At 59.6% G+C, this 18,924-nt stretch carries 17 protein-coding genes and 2 pseudogenes; 8 read left to right on the forward strand and 11 right to left on the reverse strand.

The genetic code is table 11. The annotated features are described in order from the left end of the window. Nucleotides 1-54 precede the first annotated feature (54 nt). A complete protein-coding gene (locus NVV72_04590) occupies nucleotides 55-1,659 on the reverse strand; it encodes a peptide chain release factor 3 (protein MCR6658642.1) in 1,605 nt (534 codons plus the stop codon). A gap of 134 nt (nucleotides 1,660-1,793) precedes the next feature. Between NVV72_04590 and NVV72_04595 the strand changes: the two genes are divergently transcribed. Then, nucleotides 1,794-2,219 carry a ribonuclease E inhibitor RraB gene (locus NVV72_04595; protein ID MCR6658643.1) on the forward strand — a complete coding sequence of 142 codons (426 nt, stop codon included), beginning with the start codon at nucleotides 1,794-1,796 and terminating at the stop codon, nucleotides 2,217-2,219. Nucleotides 2,220-2,354: 135 nt separating this feature from the next. Here the strand turns inward: NVV72_04595 and NVV72_04600 are convergent, their stop codons facing one another. Together NVV72_04600 and NVV72_04605 are read right to left on the reverse strand one after the other, a co-directional pair. Then, nucleotides 2,355-3,704: a hypothetical protein gene (locus NVV72_04600; GenBank protein MCR6658644.1), complete on the reverse strand. Its 1,350-nt coding sequence runs from the start codon at nucleotides 3,702-3,704 to the stop codon at nucleotides 2,355-2,357. Next, entirely contained in the window at nucleotides 3,701-4,273 is a 573-nt protein-coding gene (locus tag NVV72_04605; protein MCR6658645.1) for a TetR/AcrR family transcriptional regulator, read from the reverse strand. Before NVV72_04605 ends, NVV72_04600 begins: the two co-directional genes overlap by 4 nt. 205 nt (nucleotides 4,274-4,478) lie before the next feature. Here NVV72_04605 and NVV72_04610 point away from each other — a divergent pair. The 6 genes and pseudogenes from NVV72_04610 to NVV72_04635 all read left to right on the forward strand — a co-directional run bounded on the left by NVV72_04610 (nucleotide 4,479) and on the right by NVV72_04635 (nucleotide 11,103). Continuing rightward, nucleotides 4,479-7,011 (forward strand): annotated as a pseudogene (locus NVV72_04610) (chemotaxis protein CheW). Continuing rightward, a complete protein-coding gene (locus tag NVV72_04615) occupies nucleotides 7,008-7,451 on the forward strand; it encodes a chemotaxis protein CheW (protein ID MCR6658646.1) in 444 nt (147 codons plus the stop codon). The pseudogene NVV72_04610 and the gene NVV72_04615 overlap by 4 nt, the downstream one beginning before the upstream one ends. Nucleotides 7,452-7,481: 30 nt before the next feature. After that, nucleotides 7,482-7,847, forward strand: a complete 366-nt coding sequence (locus NVV72_04620; protein MCR6658647.1) for a response regulator — start codon at nucleotides 7,482-7,484, stop codon at nucleotides 7,845-7,847. Nucleotides 7,848-7,944: 97 nt separating this feature from the next. Then, the gene (locus NVV72_04625) at nucleotides 7,945-9,126 is read left to right on the forward strand and encodes a chemotaxis response regulator protein-glutamate methylesterase (protein ID MCR6658648.1); all 1,182 of its coding nucleotides are present in this window, start codon (nucleotides 7,945-7,947) and stop codon (nucleotides 9,124-9,126) included. A gap of 105 nt (nucleotides 9,127-9,231) precedes the next feature. Further along, nucleotides 9,232-9,981, forward strand: coding sequence for a protein-glutamate O-methyltransferase CheR (locus NVV72_04630; GenBank protein MCR6658649.1), 750 nt, complete (start codon nucleotides 9,232-9,234; stop codon nucleotides 9,979-9,981). 123 nt (nucleotides 9,982-10,104) lie between these two features. Then, nucleotides 10,105-11,103 carry an aldo/keto reductase gene (locus tag NVV72_04635; GenBank protein ID MCR6658650.1) on the forward strand — a complete coding sequence of 333 codons (999 nt, stop codon included), beginning with the start codon at nucleotides 10,105-10,107 and terminating at the stop codon, nucleotides 11,101-11,103. 103 nt (nucleotides 11,104-11,206) lie between these two features. Here the strand turns inward: NVV72_04635 and NVV72_04640 are convergent, their stop codons facing one another. Beyond that, complete coding sequence (locus NVV72_04640; protein ID MCR6658651.1) at nucleotides 11,207-11,851, reverse strand: DUF4142 domain-containing protein; 645 nt, start codon at nucleotides 11,849-11,851, stop codon at nucleotides 11,207-11,209. 288 nt (nucleotides 11,852-12,139) lie between these two features. Beyond that, nucleotides 12,140-12,409, reverse strand: a complete 270-nt coding sequence (locus NVV72_04645) for a helix-turn-helix domain-containing protein (GenBank protein ID MCR6658652.1) — start codon at nucleotides 12,407-12,409, stop codon at nucleotides 12,140-12,142. A 322-nt stretch (nucleotides 12,410-12,731) separates the two neighbouring features. On the opposite strand from NVV72_04645, the gene NVV72_04650 reads away from it, so the two are divergent. Next, nucleotides 12,732-13,895, forward strand: coding sequence for an acyltransferase (locus NVV72_04650; GenBank protein ID MCR6658653.1), 1,164 nt, complete (start codon nucleotides 12,732-12,734; stop codon nucleotides 13,893-13,895). 15 nt (nucleotides 13,896-13,910) lie between these two features. On the opposite strand, the gene NVV72_04655 is transcribed toward NVV72_04650, so the two are convergent. From NVV72_04655 to NVV72_04680, 6 genes and pseudogenes are all read right to left on the reverse strand, one after another. After that, nucleotides 13,911-14,426, reverse strand: coding sequence for an arsenate reductase ArsC (locus tag NVV72_04655; protein ID MCR6658654.1), 516 nt, complete (start codon nucleotides 14,424-14,426; stop codon nucleotides 13,911-13,913). 149 nt (nucleotides 14,427-14,575) lie between these two features. Further along, a pseudogene (gene vapC / locus NVV72_04660) lies at nucleotides 14,576-14,987 on the reverse strand (tRNA(fMet)-specific endonuclease VapC). Continuing rightward, complete coding sequence (locus tag NVV72_04665; GenBank protein MCR6658655.1) at nucleotides 14,987-15,208, reverse strand: antitoxin; 222 nt, start codon at nucleotides 15,206-15,208, stop codon at nucleotides 14,987-14,989. Before NVV72_04665 ends, vapC begins: the two are co-directional and overlap by 1 nt. Nucleotides 15,209-15,374: 166 nt before the next feature. Then, nucleotides 15,375-16,076 (reverse strand): response regulator transcription factor, encoded by a 702-nt coding sequence (locus NVV72_04670; GenBank protein MCR6658656.1) that lies wholly within the window; start codon nucleotides 16,074-16,076, stop codon nucleotides 15,375-15,377. 447 nt (nucleotides 16,077-16,523) lie between these two features. Beyond that, complete coding sequence (locus NVV72_04675; protein ID MCR6658657.1) at nucleotides 16,524-16,832, reverse strand: hypothetical protein; 309 nt, start codon at nucleotides 16,830-16,832, stop codon at nucleotides 16,524-16,526. Between the two features lie 64 nt (nucleotides 16,833-16,896). Beyond that, on the reverse strand, nucleotides 16,897-18,858 hold the full coding sequence (locus tag NVV72_04680; protein MCR6658658.1) for a DUF2075 domain-containing protein: 1,962 nt from the start codon (nucleotides 18,856-18,858) through the stop codon (nucleotides 16,897-16,899). Between the last annotated feature and the right edge of the window lie 66 nt (nucleotides 18,859-18,924).

The raw sequence follows: 18,924 nt of genomic DNA on the forward strand, positions 1-18,924 counted from the left end.
CTGTCAATCAACCGACCGTGCGTTTACGTAAAATAACTACTTTGGCGGCAATATCTAGCCCCGTTCCTTCGTCCTCTGGAACGACACATCCGGGAAGCGCTCGGAGACGTAATTTATCTCCCAGCCCGACTTGCCGAGGAAGACCGGCGCCTCGTCGATATCGGCGCCCATCTGAGAACGGTACTTACCGCCGAAATCCTCGATCTTGGCCGCGTCGCCGCCGAGCCAGCGCGCTTCGGCATATGGCGATGGCTCGAACACGCATTCCAGGCCATATTCATTGGCCAGGCGGTCGGCCATGACCTCGAACTGGAGCTGCCCCACGGCGCCGACAATGAAATCCGAGCCGATCGACGGACGAAACAATTGCGTCACGCCCTCTTCGGCCAGGGATTCCAGCGCCTTTTTCAGGTGCTTGGCCTTGAGCGGATCTTTCACGCGCACGCGCTGGAGGATTTCCGGCGCGAAGTTCGGCAGTCCGGCGAAACGGATTAATCCGGACTCGGACAATGAGTCACCGACGCGCAAAACGCCGTGGTTGGGAATGCCGATAACGTCGCCGCCAAAGGCATCTTCGGCCAGTTCGCGGTCCGAGGCAAAGAACATAATCGGCGCGTTGACGCTGAGTTGCTTGCCGGTGTTCTGCACTTTCAGCTTCATGCCGCGCTGGAACTTGCCGGAGGTCAGTTTCAGCATGGCGATGCGGTCGCGGTGGTTCGGGTCCATATTGGCCTGGACCTTGAACACAAAGCCGGTGACTTCCTTGTCGGTCGGATTGACCGTGGCGTCGACGCCGGCCTTCGAGGCTTTCACCACCTTCGGCGGCGGCGCAAAACCGCCGATCGCCGCCAGCAATTGATTGACGCCGTAGTGGCGCAGGGCCGAACCGAAGATCACCGGCGTCATATGGCCTTCCAGGAAGCTTTCCTCATCGAACGACTTGAAACCACCCTGGATCAGTTCGGCGGTCTCCGTCAGTTCCGCGCGTTCATCGGCGGAAAGCCAGCCCTTGGCCACAGCCTCGTCGAGCGGCGCCGGACCTTCGTGGCCCTGATCGTATTCGGCGCCGCTATCGCGCTTGGTGAAGGGGTAAAACAGGCCGGTTTTCAGCTCTATCATGCCGCGGAAACGGTTGCCCGAACCGGCCGGCCAGTAGAGCGGCGACGGGTCGAGTTGCAGCTTCGAGGCCACCTCATCGAGCAGGGCCAGGGCGTCTTCGGCCTCGCGGTCCATCTTGTTGATAAAGGTGATGATGGGGATGTCGCGCAGGCGGCACACCTCGAACAGCTTCAGGGTCTGAGGCTCGATACCCTTGGCGGCGTCAAGCACCATGACGGCGGCGTCGGCGGCGGTCAGCGTGCGATAGGTGTCTTCCGAAAAGTCTTCGTGGCCCGGCGTATCAAGCAGGTTGAACATCTTGCCGTCGTGCTCGAAGGTCATGACCGAGGACGAGACCGAGATGCCGCGTTCCTTTTCGATCTTCATCCAGTCGGAACGCGTGCGGCGGTTTTCGCCACGCGCGCGCACCCGGCCGGCGGCGCGGATCGATCCGCCGGCCAGCAGCAGATGCTCGGTCAGGGTGGTCTTGCCGGCGTCCGGGTGCGAGATGATGGCGAAGGTGCGGCGGCGTGGCGCTTCGGTTTCAGGGGTATTTGACATGCGGCGGGGGATATAGGTTTGGGGGGCAAAAGTCAAAGTCGGATGATGTCAAGATGGTAAAACAGCTTGATCTCACCGGTATTTTCGTTTGTTTTCATGACATCAGGCGATTTCATACCTGTCGGAGAACAATCATGAGAAGGCTCGGCGTATTCCTGGCTATTGCGACTGCCTTTATTGGAGGACCAGTCTTGGCTCAACAACGGCATATTCCAAAAGCCCAACTGGAAGAAATGTTCGCCAACATCGAAACGCAAACACCCTGGAATATGAAAGAGAATATGCTGTGGGGTTACTTCTTCACAGGAACCGATCAAGGTGAATTAGAAAAGGTCGCCACCGAACTGACAGGTGAGGGCTATAGGCTGGTGGAAATTCGCAAACGCGAATCCGACACGCCTCAAGCGACTCAGGAGTGGCAATTACATGTTGAACGTGTCGAGACACACTCTGTCGATAGCCTGAACATACGAAATTCAGCGCTGGAAGAAACTGCAAGCCATTTCATATCTGTGGTTTACGATGGCATGGACGTGGGGCCTGCTGAAAACATCAAGTAAGAAACCCCACCACCAACGCGCAAGAGCGCGTCGGTCCCCCTCCCCGGCATAGCCGGGGAGGTATAGTTTTTTTATACCTCCCCAACTCGTTGGGGAGGGGGACCATGAGCGTTAGCGAAATGGTGGTGGGGTTTCTTACTTTTCCGCCTTCCACCGCCAGATCATCAGACCGAACAGCCCCACCCACAGCGCCAGTATTCCTTGCGCAAAGATATCACCGAGCCAGCTGTACACCGTGCCACCATGGCCCATCGGCAGATCGCCAATCAACATCGACGGCCCGTTGGTTGTGCGTTTTTCGGCAATGATCCGGCCCTTTGAATCATTCAACGTCATCAGCCCCTGTGAAGCCGAGCGCACCAGAGAGAAACCGTTCTCGACACTGCGCACCACGGCCATCCGACCATGCAGGTAAGCGTCGCGGTCGAAATCCCACGCGGGCACCAGCATCAACGCCACGTCACGCTTCCCGTAAAGCCGTAGATCGGAAGCAAAATCCATATCCTTGCAGATGGCGACACCGATAGCCTGTCCATCGATATGAGTGATCAGTTCGGAATGGCCCGGCAGATATTCCGCTTCCAGTCCCGGCACCATGCGCTTCTTGAGATAGAAACGCATGTTCGCGCCTTCATAAAGTGCGGCGACATTCAGACGACCGCCTTTTACGAGACTATCAAGACCGGCGACGATCACGCTGTCCGAAGTCAATTGCGCGCCCGTCGCCAGCATCTTTTCCGGGATGACGATGGCGGCCGGTTTTTGTGCCGTCGCTTGAGCAATCTGCGCGGTAAAAGCGGCGGCGATTTCAGGACCGGCTTCGGGATGGTCATATATCCGTCCCGCATAGCGGTCATCGCTCAGCAGGGCGATGCGCAGGGAAGGCCCGGATGGCTGCGACAATTGCCAGAAACCGTACACCAGCGCCGCCAAAACCGGCACAGCCCAGACCGCCAGCGCCATCACATCACGCGACCTGAGGCACAAAACCGCCAGTCCGGCCGGTATAATAGCCGCCAGAAAGCTCAGGCCCGCGATGCCTGCCAGCGAGGCCGTTTGCAGCAGGGGCAGGACATCGACCATCGTATAACCGAGCGCGCCAAAGCTGCCGTTTGGCGACACCAGGCCGTAGAGATATTCGATGGCGGCGGTCATGGTGGCAAAGCCCAGCACAGCCGCCGCCGGTGACACGCGCTGATATAGCCCGCGCATAAACAGCACCGCCAGGGCAAACACCAGAGCCTGATAGACCGCCAGCCCATAGATCAGCGGCAGGACGCGGCCATAAAACCATATCGGTCCGGCCTCGCCCATCAGGCCGGCGAGAAAGGCCAGGCCGAAGACCAAAAAGGCTTTCGACACGCGCAGGGCGTAAACCAGCAGCGGCACCGGCGCCACCAGCACCAGCCAGCCGAATTGTCCGGTATCGCGGCTCACTGCCAGCAAGACCCCCGATAGTAAAGCTGCGACTATGCCCCATTTCATTGCCCGTCTCCCTTGAGATAAATTCGTTCCGCCGAGCGCAAACACAGCGCCGTAAAGTCGGGCCGTGACAGGTTGAACCGACCGGAGCGATGCAGACCCACCAGACCCTGCAACACGCCCCAGACCGCCATGGCCAGTTCCAGCGGCGGCCCCTCGCGCACCAGTCCCGCCGCCTGCCCTTCAGCAAGACGATGCGCAAATCCGCCGATCACTGGCGAGCGCCCGGCTTCGAAATCTTCCGGATAGATGCGTTCGGCGCGCGTTTTCAGGACGAAGGCGGCGTCGAACAGGGCCGGCTCATCAAGCGCGAAATCAATAAAGGCCGTGGCCATGGCCGCGAAGCCTGCCAATAGCGGCAATCCCGTCTGCGCCTGGATACGTGCCTGCCAGACCCCAAGCGCGTATTCCCCCAGGGCCTGCAACAGGACGGCCTTGTCGGCAAAATGACGATAGACCGCCATCGGCGTTATCCCCGCCTTCTGGCCGACGGCGCGCAGGCTCAAACCCTCCAGTCCTTTGGCTTCGAGTTCGGCGATGGCGATTGTCAGGATGCGGTCTCTGGTTGTCATGTATACAGTGTATACTTGACCGTGCCATATGACAAGCGCCCAATTTCGTCCTCAAAAACAACCCGCCTGCGACAATCGGATAAAATTCAGACTTTGGTAAGATTGTGGCAACGGTCCCTTAACCAAAGCTGTTCACTATGGCTCGTGAAAAGCCCTGCCTGGAGTCTCATTTCCGTCAGGGCGAGCAGTAAACACGGGGTATGTTGTGGACGACTTAATTGCTGAATTCCTGACCGAAACCGCTGAAAGCCTTGAGGTCGTCGATAGCGAACTGGTCAAGTTCGAAGCCAACCCCACCGAGCGCAAGACGCTCGACAACATTTTTCGCCTGGTCCACACGGTCAAGGGCACCTGCGGGTTCCTGGGGCTGTCGCGCCTCGAAGCCGTGGCCCACGCCGGCGAAACCCTGCTCGGCCGCTTCCGTGACGGCAAGCTGGAAGTCACGCCGCTGGCCGTGACCCTGGTTCTGCACTCCATCGACCGCATCAAGGTAATCCTGGCCGGACTGGAAGCCACCGGCAACGAGCCCGATGGCGACGATCACGACCTGATTTCGCAGTTAGAGGCCATGGCCGAGGGCCAGGAAGTCGATCTTTCCACCGTAAAGACCGTCGAAGTGCCGGACCGCCCGATCGGCGCCGAAATCGACGCCGCTGAAATCACCGCGCCAGCGCTCGGCGTCGGCGATATCGACCCCGCCACCGGCCGCGCACTGCGCCACTGGCGAGGTGTCCGAAGCCGAACTGGAAGCCGCGTTTGCTGCCGCAGATGGCCCGGAAGATGGCCTCAAGCCCGGCGATATCGATCCCGCCACAGGCCGCCAGTTGCGCCCCGGCGAAGTCTCCGAAGCCGATCTCGAAGCCGCCTTCGCCGCCGCCGAGGCGCCGGACTGGATGAACGATTCGACGCCGGAACCGGTCGCCGAAGTAAAGCCTGAGCCCGTCAAAGCGCCTGAACCGGTCAAAGCCGCAGCCCACGCCGCCCCGAAAGCGCCCGCCGCGCCCGAGCCGGCGCCTTCGCTTGGCGGCGAAGACGCGCAAGGCATCGCCACCACGCAATCGATCCGCGTGTCGGTCGATGTGCTCGAAGGTCTGATGACCCTCGTGTCGGAAATGGTGCTGACCCGCAACCAGCTTCTCCAGATTTCCAGAAATCGTGAAGATTCCGCCTTCGCCACCCCGCTGCAACGCCTCTCGACGCTGACCGGCGAGTTGCAGGACAGCGTGATGAAGACCCGGATGCAGCCGATCGGCGCGGCGTGGAAAAAGCTGCCCCGCCTGGTGCGCGACCTTAGCTACGAACTCGGCAAGAAGATCGACCTCGTCATGGAAGGCGAAGGCACCGAACTCGACCGCCAGGTGCTCGAACTGATCCGCGATCCGCTGACCCACATGGTGCGCAATTCGGCCGACCACGGCCTGGAAGGCACCGAGGAACGCGTCCAGCTTGGCAAGCCGGCCAACGGCACCATCAAGCTGGCGGCCTTCCACGAAGGCGGCTACATCGTCATCCGCATCGCCGATAACGGCCGCGGCCTGAATACGGCCCGCATCCGCGAAAAGATCATTGAAAAGGGCCTGGCCTCGCGCGGCGAAGTCGAGGGCATGAATGATCAGCAGATTCATCGCTTCATCTTCGCACCCGGCTTCTCAACGGCGGCGGCAGTCACCAATCTCTCCGGCCGCGGTGTCGGCATGGACGTGGTGCGCACCAATATCGAGCAGATCGGCGGCCAGATCGACCTGAACTCGGTGGCCGGCCAGGGCACCACCTTCACCATCAAGATTCCGCTGACCCTGGCCATCGTCTCGGCCCTGATCGTCGGCGCCGGCGCGCAGAAATTCGCCGTGCCGCAGACCTCGGTCATGGAACTGGTCCGCACCGGCGCAAACGCCGAGCACCGGATCGAAAAGATCAATGACGCGCTGGTCCTGCGTCTCCGTAATAAATTGCTGCCGCTGGTCCAGCTTGGCCCGACGCTCCAGCTTGAAGCCGCGAAGGACGAAGACGCCACCTTCGTCATGGTCATCCAGGTCGGCGAACGCCGCTATGGCCTGGTCGTCAATGACGTGCTGGATACGGAAGAAATTGTCGTCAAGCCGCTGGCCACCATCCTGCGCGATGTCGATGTCTTCTCCGGCGCCACCATCCTGGGCGATGGTTCGGTTGTGCTGATCCTTGATCCGAACGCCATGTCCGAGCGCGCCGGCAACATGCTGGAAGAAAAGGCCGCCGAGGAGACGGAAGAGACCGTCACCGACGCCGGCAGCCAGAAGGTCGCCATGCTGCTCTTCAAGGCCGGCAACGGCGCGCCGAAGGCGGTCGAACTCGAACATATCACCCGCCTCGAACACGTCGAATCGTCTCAGATCGAGATCATGGAAGGCCGCGCCGCCCTGCAATATCGCGGCAAGCTGATGCCGATCCTGACCGTCAACAGCGATTTCTCCGGCCTGCTGTCGTCGCGTTCGGAAGAGACACATATCCAGCCCCTGCTCGTCTTCACCGGTGAAGGCTACGCCATGGGCCTGGCGGTCGATGAGATCGTCGATGTCGTCGAAGACCACATGACCATCGAGCTTTCTGCCGATCGTCCGGGCGTTCGCGGCACCGCCATTGTGGCCGGCCGCGCCTGCGAAATCCTCGATGTCGATTATTACCATCTGCGCGGTCTGGCCGAACACCAGCGAACACCTGGTTCTTTGGCTGCCGCCACCAATGAGAAAGCCGTCGCATGAGCCTGCGTGATTATGTAACCCTCCGCGTCGGCGGCCAGCTTTTCGGCGTCGATGCCGCCCGCGTCCACGATGTCTTCCATCCGCGCGGCCTGACCCCCGTGCCGTTGTCGCGCGCCGAAATCGCCGGTGTGCTCAATCTGCGCGGCCGCATCGTCACCGCTGTCTGCGCCCGCCGCCGTCTGGGCCTGCCGCCCCGCGAAGAGGGCGCGCCCGAGCCCCTGGCTATCGGCCTGGAAGTCCACGGTGATTCCTATGGCCTCGTTATCGACTCGGTCGATGAAGTCCTCAAGCTTGACGATGAAAAGTTCCACGCCCCTCCCGGCAACCTTCCCCCGCGCTGGGCAGAAATAATCGTCGGCGTTTATCAATTGGAAAAGGAACTTCTGATAGTGTTGGATCCACACACGCTTTTGGATGCCGCACATCTGAAGGCCGCATAAACGCCTTTTAGAATATTAGGGGAAAACAGGATGAAAACCTGTCTCGTTGTCGATGATAGCCGCGTGATACGCAAGGTCGCCAGACGCATCCTGGAAAACCTGCAATTCGAGGTCTCCGAGGCCAATGACGGCCTGGAAGCGCTGAAATCCTGCAAGGAAAAAATGCCCTCCGCCATCCTGCTCGACTGGAACATGCCGGTCATGGACGGGATCACCTTCCTGCGCCAGTTGCGCAAGGAAGATGGCGGCAAGGCGCCGGTCGTGGTGTTCTGCACCACCGAAAACGACCTGGCCCACATCACCGAAGCCCTGACCGAAGGCGCTTCCGAATACATCATGAAGCCGTTCGACGGTGAAATTCTCGAAGCCAAGTTCTCGGAAGTCGGCCTGCTGTAATATCCTGACGACTCTGGAAGCGCCCCAAGGCGGGCGCTTTCGGGGAGGAAACGCCTAACAAAAAAATATCGCGTATTCACTTTTTCCGGCTCCATTCATGTCTTTGAATCCCCATACCGCTGCGTCCTTGCGGCCCCTGAAGATCATGATCGTCGATGACTCGGCGGTCGTGCGGGGGCTGATCTCGCGCTGGCTGGAACATGAGCCGGACATGGTGCTGGCCGGTCTGGCCATCGATGGCGCCAAGGGCGTGGAAAAGGTCAAGGAAATCCAGCCGGATGTGCTGATCCTCGACATCGAGATGCCGAACATGGGCGGTCTCGAAGCCCTGCCGAAGCTGCTGGCGGCCAAGCCGGGCCTCAAGGTGCTGATGGCCTCGACCCTGACGACGCGCGGCGCCAATGTCACCCTGCGCGCGCTCGAACTGGGCGCCGCCGACTACATCCCGAAGCCCGATTCGACCCGCATCGGCGGCGCCGACGGCTTCCGCACCGAACTGCTGACCAAGATCCGCGCGCTGTGCGGCCGCACGCGCTCGTGGCCTGCACCAGCCGCGCCGGCACCGGCAACGGAAAAGCCCGCCACGCTGGAGCGCCCCTCGGCCCTGACACCTCGTCCCGCGCCTGTCATGGCGCCAAAGCCTGTCATTACACCGGCCCCACCGATCTTACGGCCGCGCAGCACCGGCCCCAAGCGCATAGACTGCCTCGTGGTCGGGGCCTCTACCGGCGGCCCGCCGGCCCTGCGCGCCTTCCTGCTCGGCCTCGGCCCTGACTGGAAGATCCCCGTGCTGATCGTCCAGCACATGCCGGCCACCTTCACCGCCATTCTCGCCGAACACCTCGACAAGGCCCTGCCGCAAAAGGTGCAGGAGGCGAAGGACGGAATGCTGATCGAGAGCCGCAACATCTATATCGCCCCCGGCGACTGGCACATGACCATCAAGAACGACCCGATCGTCAAGCAGATCAAGCTCGACCAGGGGCCGCAGGTCAACTGGTGCCGCCCGGCGGTCGATCCCCTGTTCAGGTCCGCCGCCGACGCCTATGGCAATCATGCGCTCGGCGTGGTGCTGACCGGCATGGGCCACGATGGCCGTGACGGCGCCCAGGCGCTGGTCAATGTCAATGGCTCCGTCATGGTGCAGGATGAAGCCTCAAGCGTCGTCTGGGGAATGCCCGGCGCCGTGGCCGAAGCGGGCCTCGCTGAAATCATCAAACCGATCGAAGGGCTCAGTGCGGCCTGTAAAGCTTTTGCGCGCGGGGAGCGTCCAAACTAATGACACCTGAAGATATCGAACACCTCGCCGCCACGCTCAAAACCCGCTCCGGCCTGATCCTCGGGATCGGACAAGACCTATCTGATCGAGAGCCGTCTGTCGCCTGTGGCGCGCCGCGAAGGCTTCGCCAATGTTTCGGCCCTGCTGTCCGCCCTGCGCACCAAGCGCGACGAAAAGCTGATGGCCGCCGTCACCGATGCCATGACGACCAACGAAACCTTCTTCTTCCGCGACAAGATCCCGTTTGACCAGTTCAAGAGCGACATCCTGCCGGCCCTGGCCAAGACGCGTCTTTCCGGCGACATCAAGGTGTGGTGCGCTGCCTGCTCTACCGGCCAGGAGCCCTATTCGCTGGCCATGCTGATGGACGAGGCCCGCATCCAGTATCCGCGCCTCAACCTCGATATCCTGGCCACCGATATCTCCGAGCGCTGCCTGGAAAAGGCGCAGGCCGGGCTTTACACGCAGTTCGAGGTCCAGCGCGGCCTGCCGATCACCATGATGGTCAAGCATTTCGAAAAGGTCGACGAGATGTGGCGCATCTCGCCGAAGCTGCGTTCGTCGATCCGCTTCAAGAAGATGAACCTGCTCGACGACCTGCGCATGGTTGGCCGCCAGGACGTGATCTACTGCCGCAATGTGCTGATCTATTTCGACCTGGAAACCAAGAAGCGCGTTCTAGAGCAGATGGCGACCCTGCTGGCCGATGACGGCTGCCTGTTCCTCGGCGCCGCCGAAACCGTGCTCGGCATCACCGATGCCTTCAAGCCGATGCCGGGGATGCGCGGGCTGTACGTGAAGAACCAGGCCAGCGCGCAGGTTTCGGCGCAGCGGGCGCTCAGAGGCGCGGCTTAAGCCGGGGATACGTCCCTGCACGCTGAGCTTTCATAGGCTGCGGTAACATTCTGCGTGAACCCTTTGCGCGACCAAGTCCCATCCCCACATATGCGAGGCTTTCTGTGAGAGGAGCCTCCCCAAATGAAAACACGTAAACTCGGCCAAAGACCCGGCCAGGCCGGTCTTGAAGTCTCCGCGCTCGGCCTCGGCTGCATGGGCATGAGCTGGGCCTATGGGCCTTCCGACCGCGACGCCTGCCTGAAACTGCTGCGCGATGCCGTCGATCTTGGCGTCACCTTCTTCGATACCGCCGAGGTCTACGGCCCCTTCGTCAATGAAGAACTGGTCGGCGAGGCGCTGAAACCCGTGCGCGACAAGGTGGTCATCGCCACCAAGTTCGGCTTCGCCATGGGTCAGCAACCCGGCAGCCTGACCGGCGTCAATTCGCGGCCCGATCATATTCGCGAGGTGGTCGATGCCTCGCTGAAGCGCCTGCAGGTCGATGAAATCGACCTGCTCTACCAGCACCGCGTCGATCCCGATGTGCCGATCGAGGACGTGGCCGGCACGGTCGGCGACTTGATCAAGGCCGGCAAGGTCAAGCATTTCGGCCTGTCGGAAGCCTCCTCTGAGACGATCCGCAAGGCCCATGCGGTGCAGCCGGTTACCGCCCTGCAAAGCGAATATTCACTGTGGACCCGCGATCCGGAAACGCAAGTGTTGCCGACGCTTGAGGAACTGGGCATCGGCTTCGTGCCCTATTCGCCGCTCGGCCGCGGTTTCCTGACCGGCGCACTGAAGGACGCCGCGCTCGATCCGACAGACTACCGCAATACCAGCCCGCGATTTACCGGTGATGCCAAGGCGCAGAATACCCGTGCCGTCGACGCCCTGACCGACCTCGCCAGGGCGAAGGGCGTCACGCCGGCGCAACTTGCCCTGGCCTGGCTGCTGGCGCAGAAGCCGTGGATCGCGCCTATTCCCGGCACGCGCCACCTCGACCGCCTGAAGGAAAACATAGCTGCGGCGGAGATTGTCCTGAGCGCCGCCGATCTCAGCGATATCGAAGCCGTCATTGCCGATACCGGCTTTGCCGGCGCCCGCTACACCGATGCCGGCATGGCTATGTTAAACAGGTAATCTGGGCTGAACCGCTAAGGCCATAAAAAATCCCCCAGGACGGTCTGGGGGATTTTTTCGCCCATAATCAGGCCAAAGACCTGACCCACTGGCGCGGAAATATTTAATTGCCGCCCTGAGAAACCGCGTCGAGCTTGTCGCCATTGGTGGCCAGGATCGGCAGGGTGTTGGCAGCGAAGGTCTTGACCGATTCATCGCTGCCGGTTGCGGCATAGGACTTGAACACACCCTCGGCCTTGTCCGTTACATCACCCATTGCAGTGACATACTTGGTATCGAAATCGGCGCCCTTGGCGGCCTTCAGTTCACCGAGCTTCATATTGTAGTCATCGGTAAAATTCTGGTCGAAGTGCATGTCCGAGGTCGAACCCTGGATGGCCGTCACCATCGCTGTGCGGGTCTTCAGGGCGTTATCGAGCACGGCCTGTGCGGCCGCCTTGACATCGGCGCTTTCGCCTTGTGTGGCGGCCAACTGGCTGGCGGCGATGCTGAACTCATTGGCCATGAAGGCTTCCTTCATGAAGTCCTTGGCCGCATTGGCATCGGCGGCCACGGCCGGCGCGGCAGCGGGCGTCGCAGCAGGGGCGGCCGGATCGACAGCCGGCGCCGTGACGGGTGCCGTAACTGGCGGCACGGTGGGCTGCGCATCTGGGCTTGTGGTCGGGGTCGTGGTTTGGGCCGAGGCGCCAAGGGCGGTGGCCGCCATAACCGCGGCCAGAATACCGGAGACCTTATATACGTTCTTCATAACAGTCCTCATTTTTAACGATCTGCACCTGTTGAGCGAATGCTGGCTGAGGAGACTGACAATAAGGACACGCCTTGGTGGAAATGGGGCTGTTTAAATAAGAGGCCGTACCCCATCGCTGCACAAAAAATAAAAAAGCCATAGGTGCTGGCGGGCACGCCGGGCAATCGGGGCCAGATCGTGGCGAAAACCGGCTATGCCTGAACGCGCGCGGAAGGGTCTGCGGCGGGATGATCCTTGAACCAGGCCCGAAGCGCCGTCGCGGCTTCGGCGTTATTTTCCGTCACTTCATCCAGAAGAAAGCTCATCAGCTCGGCATAGTGGGTGAAGTTGGCGCGGTAAATGATCGAACGGCCGTCCCGATAGGCGGTCAGCAGCCCGGCGCCGGTCAGGATGCTGGAGGTGGGTCGAGGCGGTATTGGCCGGGATGGTGTTGGCGGCCGCGATCTTGCCCGCCGCCATGCCGTCCGGTCCCGCTTTCACGATGGTGCGGAAGACGTTCAGACGGCCGGGATGCGCCAGAGCAAAGAGATTTACCACCGCGTCTTCGCTGATCATGGGGAGGCCTTTGGAAACGGACCGCGCGCAGCGAAAGCTGCATTTGCGCGATAAAACTGTGAGCGAAGTGTTCTGCTATAATAAAACTATGGAAACTTAAAGGCGAGTTTCCCATTCTTCCCTCACAATATCCCGGCTGTCTTCACACGCTTTCGTGCATATGCGTGAACGGTGAAAAACGATTCGCCCCCTGACGGAAATGCAAATCCCGGCTTTTTGAAAAAAAATTGACCGCGCACCGTGATCCGGTTACCGCCCCGACAAATTTTTTGATCATATAAAAGCGGTATTACTGTAATCAACATTCCCATTGGCATCTATATTGAATAACGGATTCTGTCTCGCGCCACTGTGTCGCGGAATGGTACAATCTTCCTTCGGACAGACAGATGCACAAACATCGATACGCCTATCTCGATGGTTTACGCGGCGCCGCCGCCATCATTGTCATGATTTTTCACGCGGACACCCTGTGGGGTTCAGCCTGGCCCATGGCCATCTGGCGGTCGATATCTTCTTCCTGATGAGCGGGTTTGTCATCGCCAGCGCCTATGATGCCCGCCTGGCTTCGGGCGAAATGTCGGTTCCGGACTTTCTGAAGGTCAGACTCATACGGTTATATCCCGTTTACCTGATGTCTTTCGTGGTCTCCCTGCCCCTGTTCCTGAAAACCTATCTGGGTGTCGAAGGCATAACACCGGCTGGCTTGCTCTTCGCCGCCAAGACCATGGCGCTGAACCTTTTCATGCTGCCGTCATATTCGCCACGCGGCCCCGTTCTGTTTGCCGTCAACCTGGTCTACTGGTCGCTGTTCTTCGAAATGGCCGTCAATATCGTCTATGCGGCGTGTCATCGTTTCCTCAAGGGCCGGGCGTTACTCACGGTGATCATGATTTCAGGTCTGGTGATAGCGGGACTGGCGCTGGTTAACGGCAACCTTGATCTCGGCGTTTCCTGGCCCGAATTCGGCGGCGGGCTTGCGCGCGCCGTGTTTGGCATTTTCGCCGGCATCGCCCTTTTCCGCTACCGCGACGGAATTGCGCTGCCGCTCAACCGACTGCCTGCGCCCTTAGTTCTTGGGATCGCCTGCCTGCCCATGCTCATGCCCCGGAGCGACCCGTTCGACGGCGTGATCGATCTGCTAGCCGTGATGATAATCTTTCCGGCGGCGGTGCTGATGCTTTCCAAGGCTGCCTCGGGGCGGACAACCAGCCTCTGGCTGGCTTTGGGTGCGGCCAGTTATCCGCTGTACCTGCTGCACTTTCAGGCGTGGAAATACGCCGAGATCATGCTGCGCTATCATCCTGAAAAATATGCGCCATTTGCGGGCATAGTGACGCTCGGCCTGCTGATTCCGTTGTGCATTCTTCTGGAACGCCGGGTTGATGAACCGATACGGCAATGGATGAGCAAACGCTGGATCAGGCGACCTGCGCCTGCAAGCCAGGTGCCGGCCGTCAAGACAGAAACCGATATGGCTGCATAGTCTCAGCCCTATCGATTACGCCGCCAGCCGCAGAGCGTCCTCGCCCATGCGGTCAAGGCGCGCCTGTATTTGAGGGCTGGTCAGACAGGCTTCCGACAGATTGGCCAGGACATCAATGCGCGCCGCCAGGTGATTGAAGAGATCGGCGAAGGCCGTAATGCCGGAAGGCCCTATCGCATCGGCGGGATCGGGCATATGCCAGTCGACAATAACCGGCGTGCCCGAAAACTGCGGCATCCGCGCACTACCGCGGCGATCCGGCGACAGGCGGATGATGAAATCGAAGCCCGGATCGGCGTCATCCATGACCGCCGCCATCTGCTTGGCATGGACCCGGTCGGAATTGTAATTGATCTTTTCCAGCAGCGTCAGGGCGTGAGGACTGACGGCCTCGGCCACGCCATAGCCGGCGGAATAGGCCTGGAAGCGGCCGGCGCCCAGGCGATTGAGCAACGCCTCGGCCAGAATGGACCGCGCCGAATTATCGGCACACAGAAACAGCACATTGAAGCTACGCAAATCTGTCGTCATCAGCTTGTTCCCTGCATCGGAGCGACCAGTGTTGGCGGCCCCCTTATGAGAACAACGTTATCACCAATTGTTTATTCCGGGATTTACGAAATGGGTGAATGAATTGACAATAAGGACGGACCGGCAACTTTGACAATCGGAGCAGCAGGTTAAGGCGCTGGGGAGAACCAATCCTCGCAACGAAGTCCCTCGACCCGTGAAAATTCTCTCAGATTCCCGGTGACTACGATGAGTCCCCGGCTGCGCGCATGACCAGCGATAAGCACATCGTAACCGCCGATTGGCGTACCCTTACGCTCCAGGTCTGCCCGGATATCTGCCGCGTGAGCAGCGGCTTCAGGTCCGAATGACAAGACCTCCAGCCGGGCTGCGAACTGCTCGACTTTCGTTCGGTTCAAAGCGGGACGGTCAGATTTTTTCGGCACCGTACAGCAATTCAGTCAGTATGACGGTTGAAATACACAATCCATCCGCTTCAGCATTGAAGCGCTCACGAACGCTCTGTGGCCGATCCCTCAGGACACGAATACAGAGATTTGTATCCAGCATATACCGGAGCATTAAAAGTCCTCACGGACCTGAGTATCCGGTTGGCTGCGCTTTCCAAGGTCTATGCCAGGCGCTGCGAAAAAATCGTCCCAGACATTATTGGACGGCACAATAATACGCCGCCCGCCCTCTCTGATAATTGTCACTTCCTTCACGCCTTCGGGAAAAGCCACGTCCTTAGACAAACGAACGGCTTGTGAGCGGTTTGATTGGAACAAGGTCGTCCTGGACATACATGCCTCCATACAGCCCTGCATAATAATGTTCAGTCGGGATATGTCAATGGGATATACCTATGCCAATGTCTGCACCCGCGTTGACTTTTTAAAGGCAAACAAAAAAAGCCTGCCGAGAGAGGTCGGCAGGCTTTTTCGATACTCTTAAAGGCAGGCGCGCTGATTAAGCAGCGACGATCGAGCCCTGTTCGTGCGGATCGCGCAGCACATAGCCGCGGCCCCAGACGGTTTCGATATAGTGGTTGCCATCGGCGGCCACAGCCAGCTTCTTGCGCAGCTTGCAGATGAACACGTCAATGATCTTCAGTTCGGGCTCGTCCATGCCGCCATAGAGGTGGTTGAGGAACATTTCCTTGGTGAGCGTCGTGCCCTTGCGCAGGGACAGCAACTCCAGCATTTCGTATTCCTTGCCGGTCAGGTGGACGCGGTTGCCGGAGACTTCAACGGTCTTGGCATCCAGGTTGACGACGATGTCGCCGGTGCGGATGACCGACTGGGCGTGGCCCTTGGAACGACGGACAACGGCGTGGATACGCGCGATCAGTTCGTCCTTGTGGAACGGCTTGGTCATGTAGTCGTCGGCGCCGGAACCCGTGGTCTTGACCTTGGTATCGATTTCCGAGGTGCCGGAAAGGATCATGATCGGCGTGTTGATCTTGCCGACGCGCAACTGGCGCAGCACTTCCGGGCCGGACATGTCTGGCAGGCTGAGATCGAGCAGGATCAGATCGTAATCATAGATCTTGCCGAGGTCGATGCCCTCTTCGCCGAGGTCGGTGGTATAGACGTTAAAGCCTTCCGACTTGAGCATCAGTTCGATGCTCTGAGCGGTCGCGCTGTCGTCTTCAATAAGTAGTACGCGCATATAAGCCCCTCCCGGCTCGTGGGTAACGAAAGCGGCACCCGCGACATGCGAATACCCGTTAACCTTCATGCTAAACAGGAAATCCCTTAAGATTCGTTAAGCTTAACAACTCGGGTTAGAAAACTCAGATTCAAGGGGTAAGGTGATTTGCGAATCGGGGGCAAGAGTCGGGAGTCAACGATTCTCTTTATGCACAGGATTTTTACCGGCATTTTCTCCGGGTGAGTCATTTGAATCACACAGTGAGAAAGGAAGTTTTGGCCAAAGGCCAAAACTTATGGAATCGAGACTAGATGTTTCGATTCCCCTGACGAACGCCCGAAGCCTTGCGAAGGGCAAATTGTTTCAGCAGGTAGCGGAAACAAATAAAGGCCCTAAACAACGCAAAAATCCTTAGCGCGCCGCCATTGCCAGCGCGCCCTCAAAACCAGCTCTTATGAAACCTGATTACGCTTCCTCGACCATATGGTGGAGGATATCGACATAGCGCAGGTCGTTCTTTTCCGAGGCCAGCGCCGCTTTCACCAGCTTGTGGCGGGCTTCCTTGGGCTCCAGGGTGCCGATATCCACCCGCTCGACGATACGCATCAGGTGAGCATTCAGATCGGCGGCGTCATGGTGGGAGGCGCCCTCGAAAAAGCGCGTCAGGGCCTCGCACGCCTGGCTGCGGTCCAGAACGCCGGACCGGAACATCTCAAGCACGCGGCCGATATTGATATCGAGCGCCTGCTGCGCCGCATCTTTCATAAAGAACATAGGAGCACTCCTGTTGGTCCCCCGCCTTCTCTGTAATGTAACACAACCGCGTTACACGGACTGATCAACTATTCGGGAGCTGCTTCAACCCGCAGCTTTCCAGATAGTCCCAGGTCTCATCATAAAACCGCTTTGGCCGGGTGGGATCGGCGTCATCGCCCTGGGGCACGAAGATCACCATGCCCTGGCGCGCGCGGGTCAGCAACACGCGGTAGGCGTTCTTCAGATAGAGCCGGCGGAAACCGTCATTGATCTTCTGCCACTTCGTGCCCTTGAAATTCCATGCCTGCCACTGGCCATCTATGTAGCGCCAGTCGGCATCCCAGCAAACACCGGTGAAGTCCAGTTCCAGCCCCTGCACGTCAAACTCGCTGGCGACCTCTTCCAGATAGAAGGACGAGCGCACATCCGACCGATCATTGAGGAACCAGTTGGCGGGATCGATCGCGGCCTTGATATGGATGCCTTCCGGTCGCAGACGCTGGGCACCGGACGAGGCCACCAGGCCATAACGTTCGGACCCGCGAGCGGTGTCGCGCAGCCACGCCTTGGCGGCCGCCAGATCGCGCGTCAGATGGATGGGGTAGTTTTCGAGCCGCGCATGGGCAATCCGCGCGGCCTCGGCATCACCATTAAGCAGGTGGGAAATGAAGTCCGACAGGGTTTCGGCGCGAAAGGAGCGCATCGAAACGCCTAAGTGCAGGTCATCATGCAGATGCACCTGCTCGCTTGCGATAAAGGCTTTGGCGTCGTTATTCAGATCGTAATCCGGCTGAACAATCTGCGCCGAGGCATGGACCTGCCAGTGCGGAAAACGGTCACGAATGGCCGCCATCCATTCGGAAAGCCCCGCCTCGCCGGTATTGATCTCCTGGCCGCCGCCCACCAGGCAGATGACCGTACACCAGTCATCGTGGCGATCCATGACGCTCAGCAGGAATTCCGGCTCGGACATGTCGAAATCAGGAATATTGCGCTTGGCCTGCATGAATTTCGACGCCTGCGCCTTCGTCCAGGCGCGCTGGGCCTCGTCGAACACCACCACATGATCGGAAGGCGGTAATGCGCTTCGGGTCGCATACTCGTCCCGAAATTCATGGATATTCTGGATAAACGCTTTCACCTTGCTTTCCGCAAACTTGACGGACACTTTTTCGCGCGCCGCCTGATCCCGCGCCAGGGCGGTCTGCAATACGGCGATAAGCGGCCCGTTGCCGGTCAGATAGGTCGTGTGCTCGGTCCTGTCCTCGCTGCGTTTGGTGGCAATATCCAGGCCGGCCAGGGTCTTGCCGGCGCCGGGTACGCCGGTGACAAAGCAGATGGCCTTGTGCTGAAAGGCTTTGGCTTCTGAAATGACTTGAGAGATCGCGGCCTCTGTCCGGGTGAGATTAACGGCATCGGCATCACGCCGGGTGATATCCTCGACATTGTGATTGGCATACAGCGCCTGCGCCGCCTGAATGATTGTCGGGGTCGGCCGATAGCCGCAGGCCGCCCATTCATCGACATTCAAATCGTTATGGATATGCTGCGCGCTTTTCATGCGGATAATGTCGGCCAGATCGATAACACTTGCCAGAACCGGGCGCGCCACCTGACCGAATGACAGTTCCAGTTGCACAGGATGTGCGCTGTTGGCCTTTGTCGGCACCAGGATGGGCACGATCGACAGGTCATGACTGCCGGCGTGGAAGTTCTTGAGATCAAGCGCATAGTCTTCGACCTGCTCAATCGCCTGAGGCGAAAACGCGTTGCTGCCGACCTTGAACTCAATGACGAAGATACAGTCACCAATGACCACGACGACATCGGCGCGCTTGCCCATGCGCGGAATGGCGAACTCAAAATAAATCGTGAAGGCAACAATCGCGTTCAGCGCATTGCGCATGATCAGTATCTGCTGCTGCCAGGCGCGTTTCTGGTTGTCTTCCAGGTCGAAGCTGTGTCGGAGCGCCAAGGCTCCGATAATATGTTCTTCGCTGTCGCTGAAGAATTTCGACCGGTCCGCGGTATAATAGGCGCGCATGGTTCCCCCTGCGCCGGTTAGACCAGGTGCAAACTGCGCGGTCAAGTTTCCCTTGCCAAATGACGG

This window comes from Asticcacaulis sp. (assembly GCA_024707255.1).
GTDB lineage: Bacteria > Pseudomonadota > Alphaproteobacteria > Caulobacterales > Caulobacteraceae > Asticcacaulis.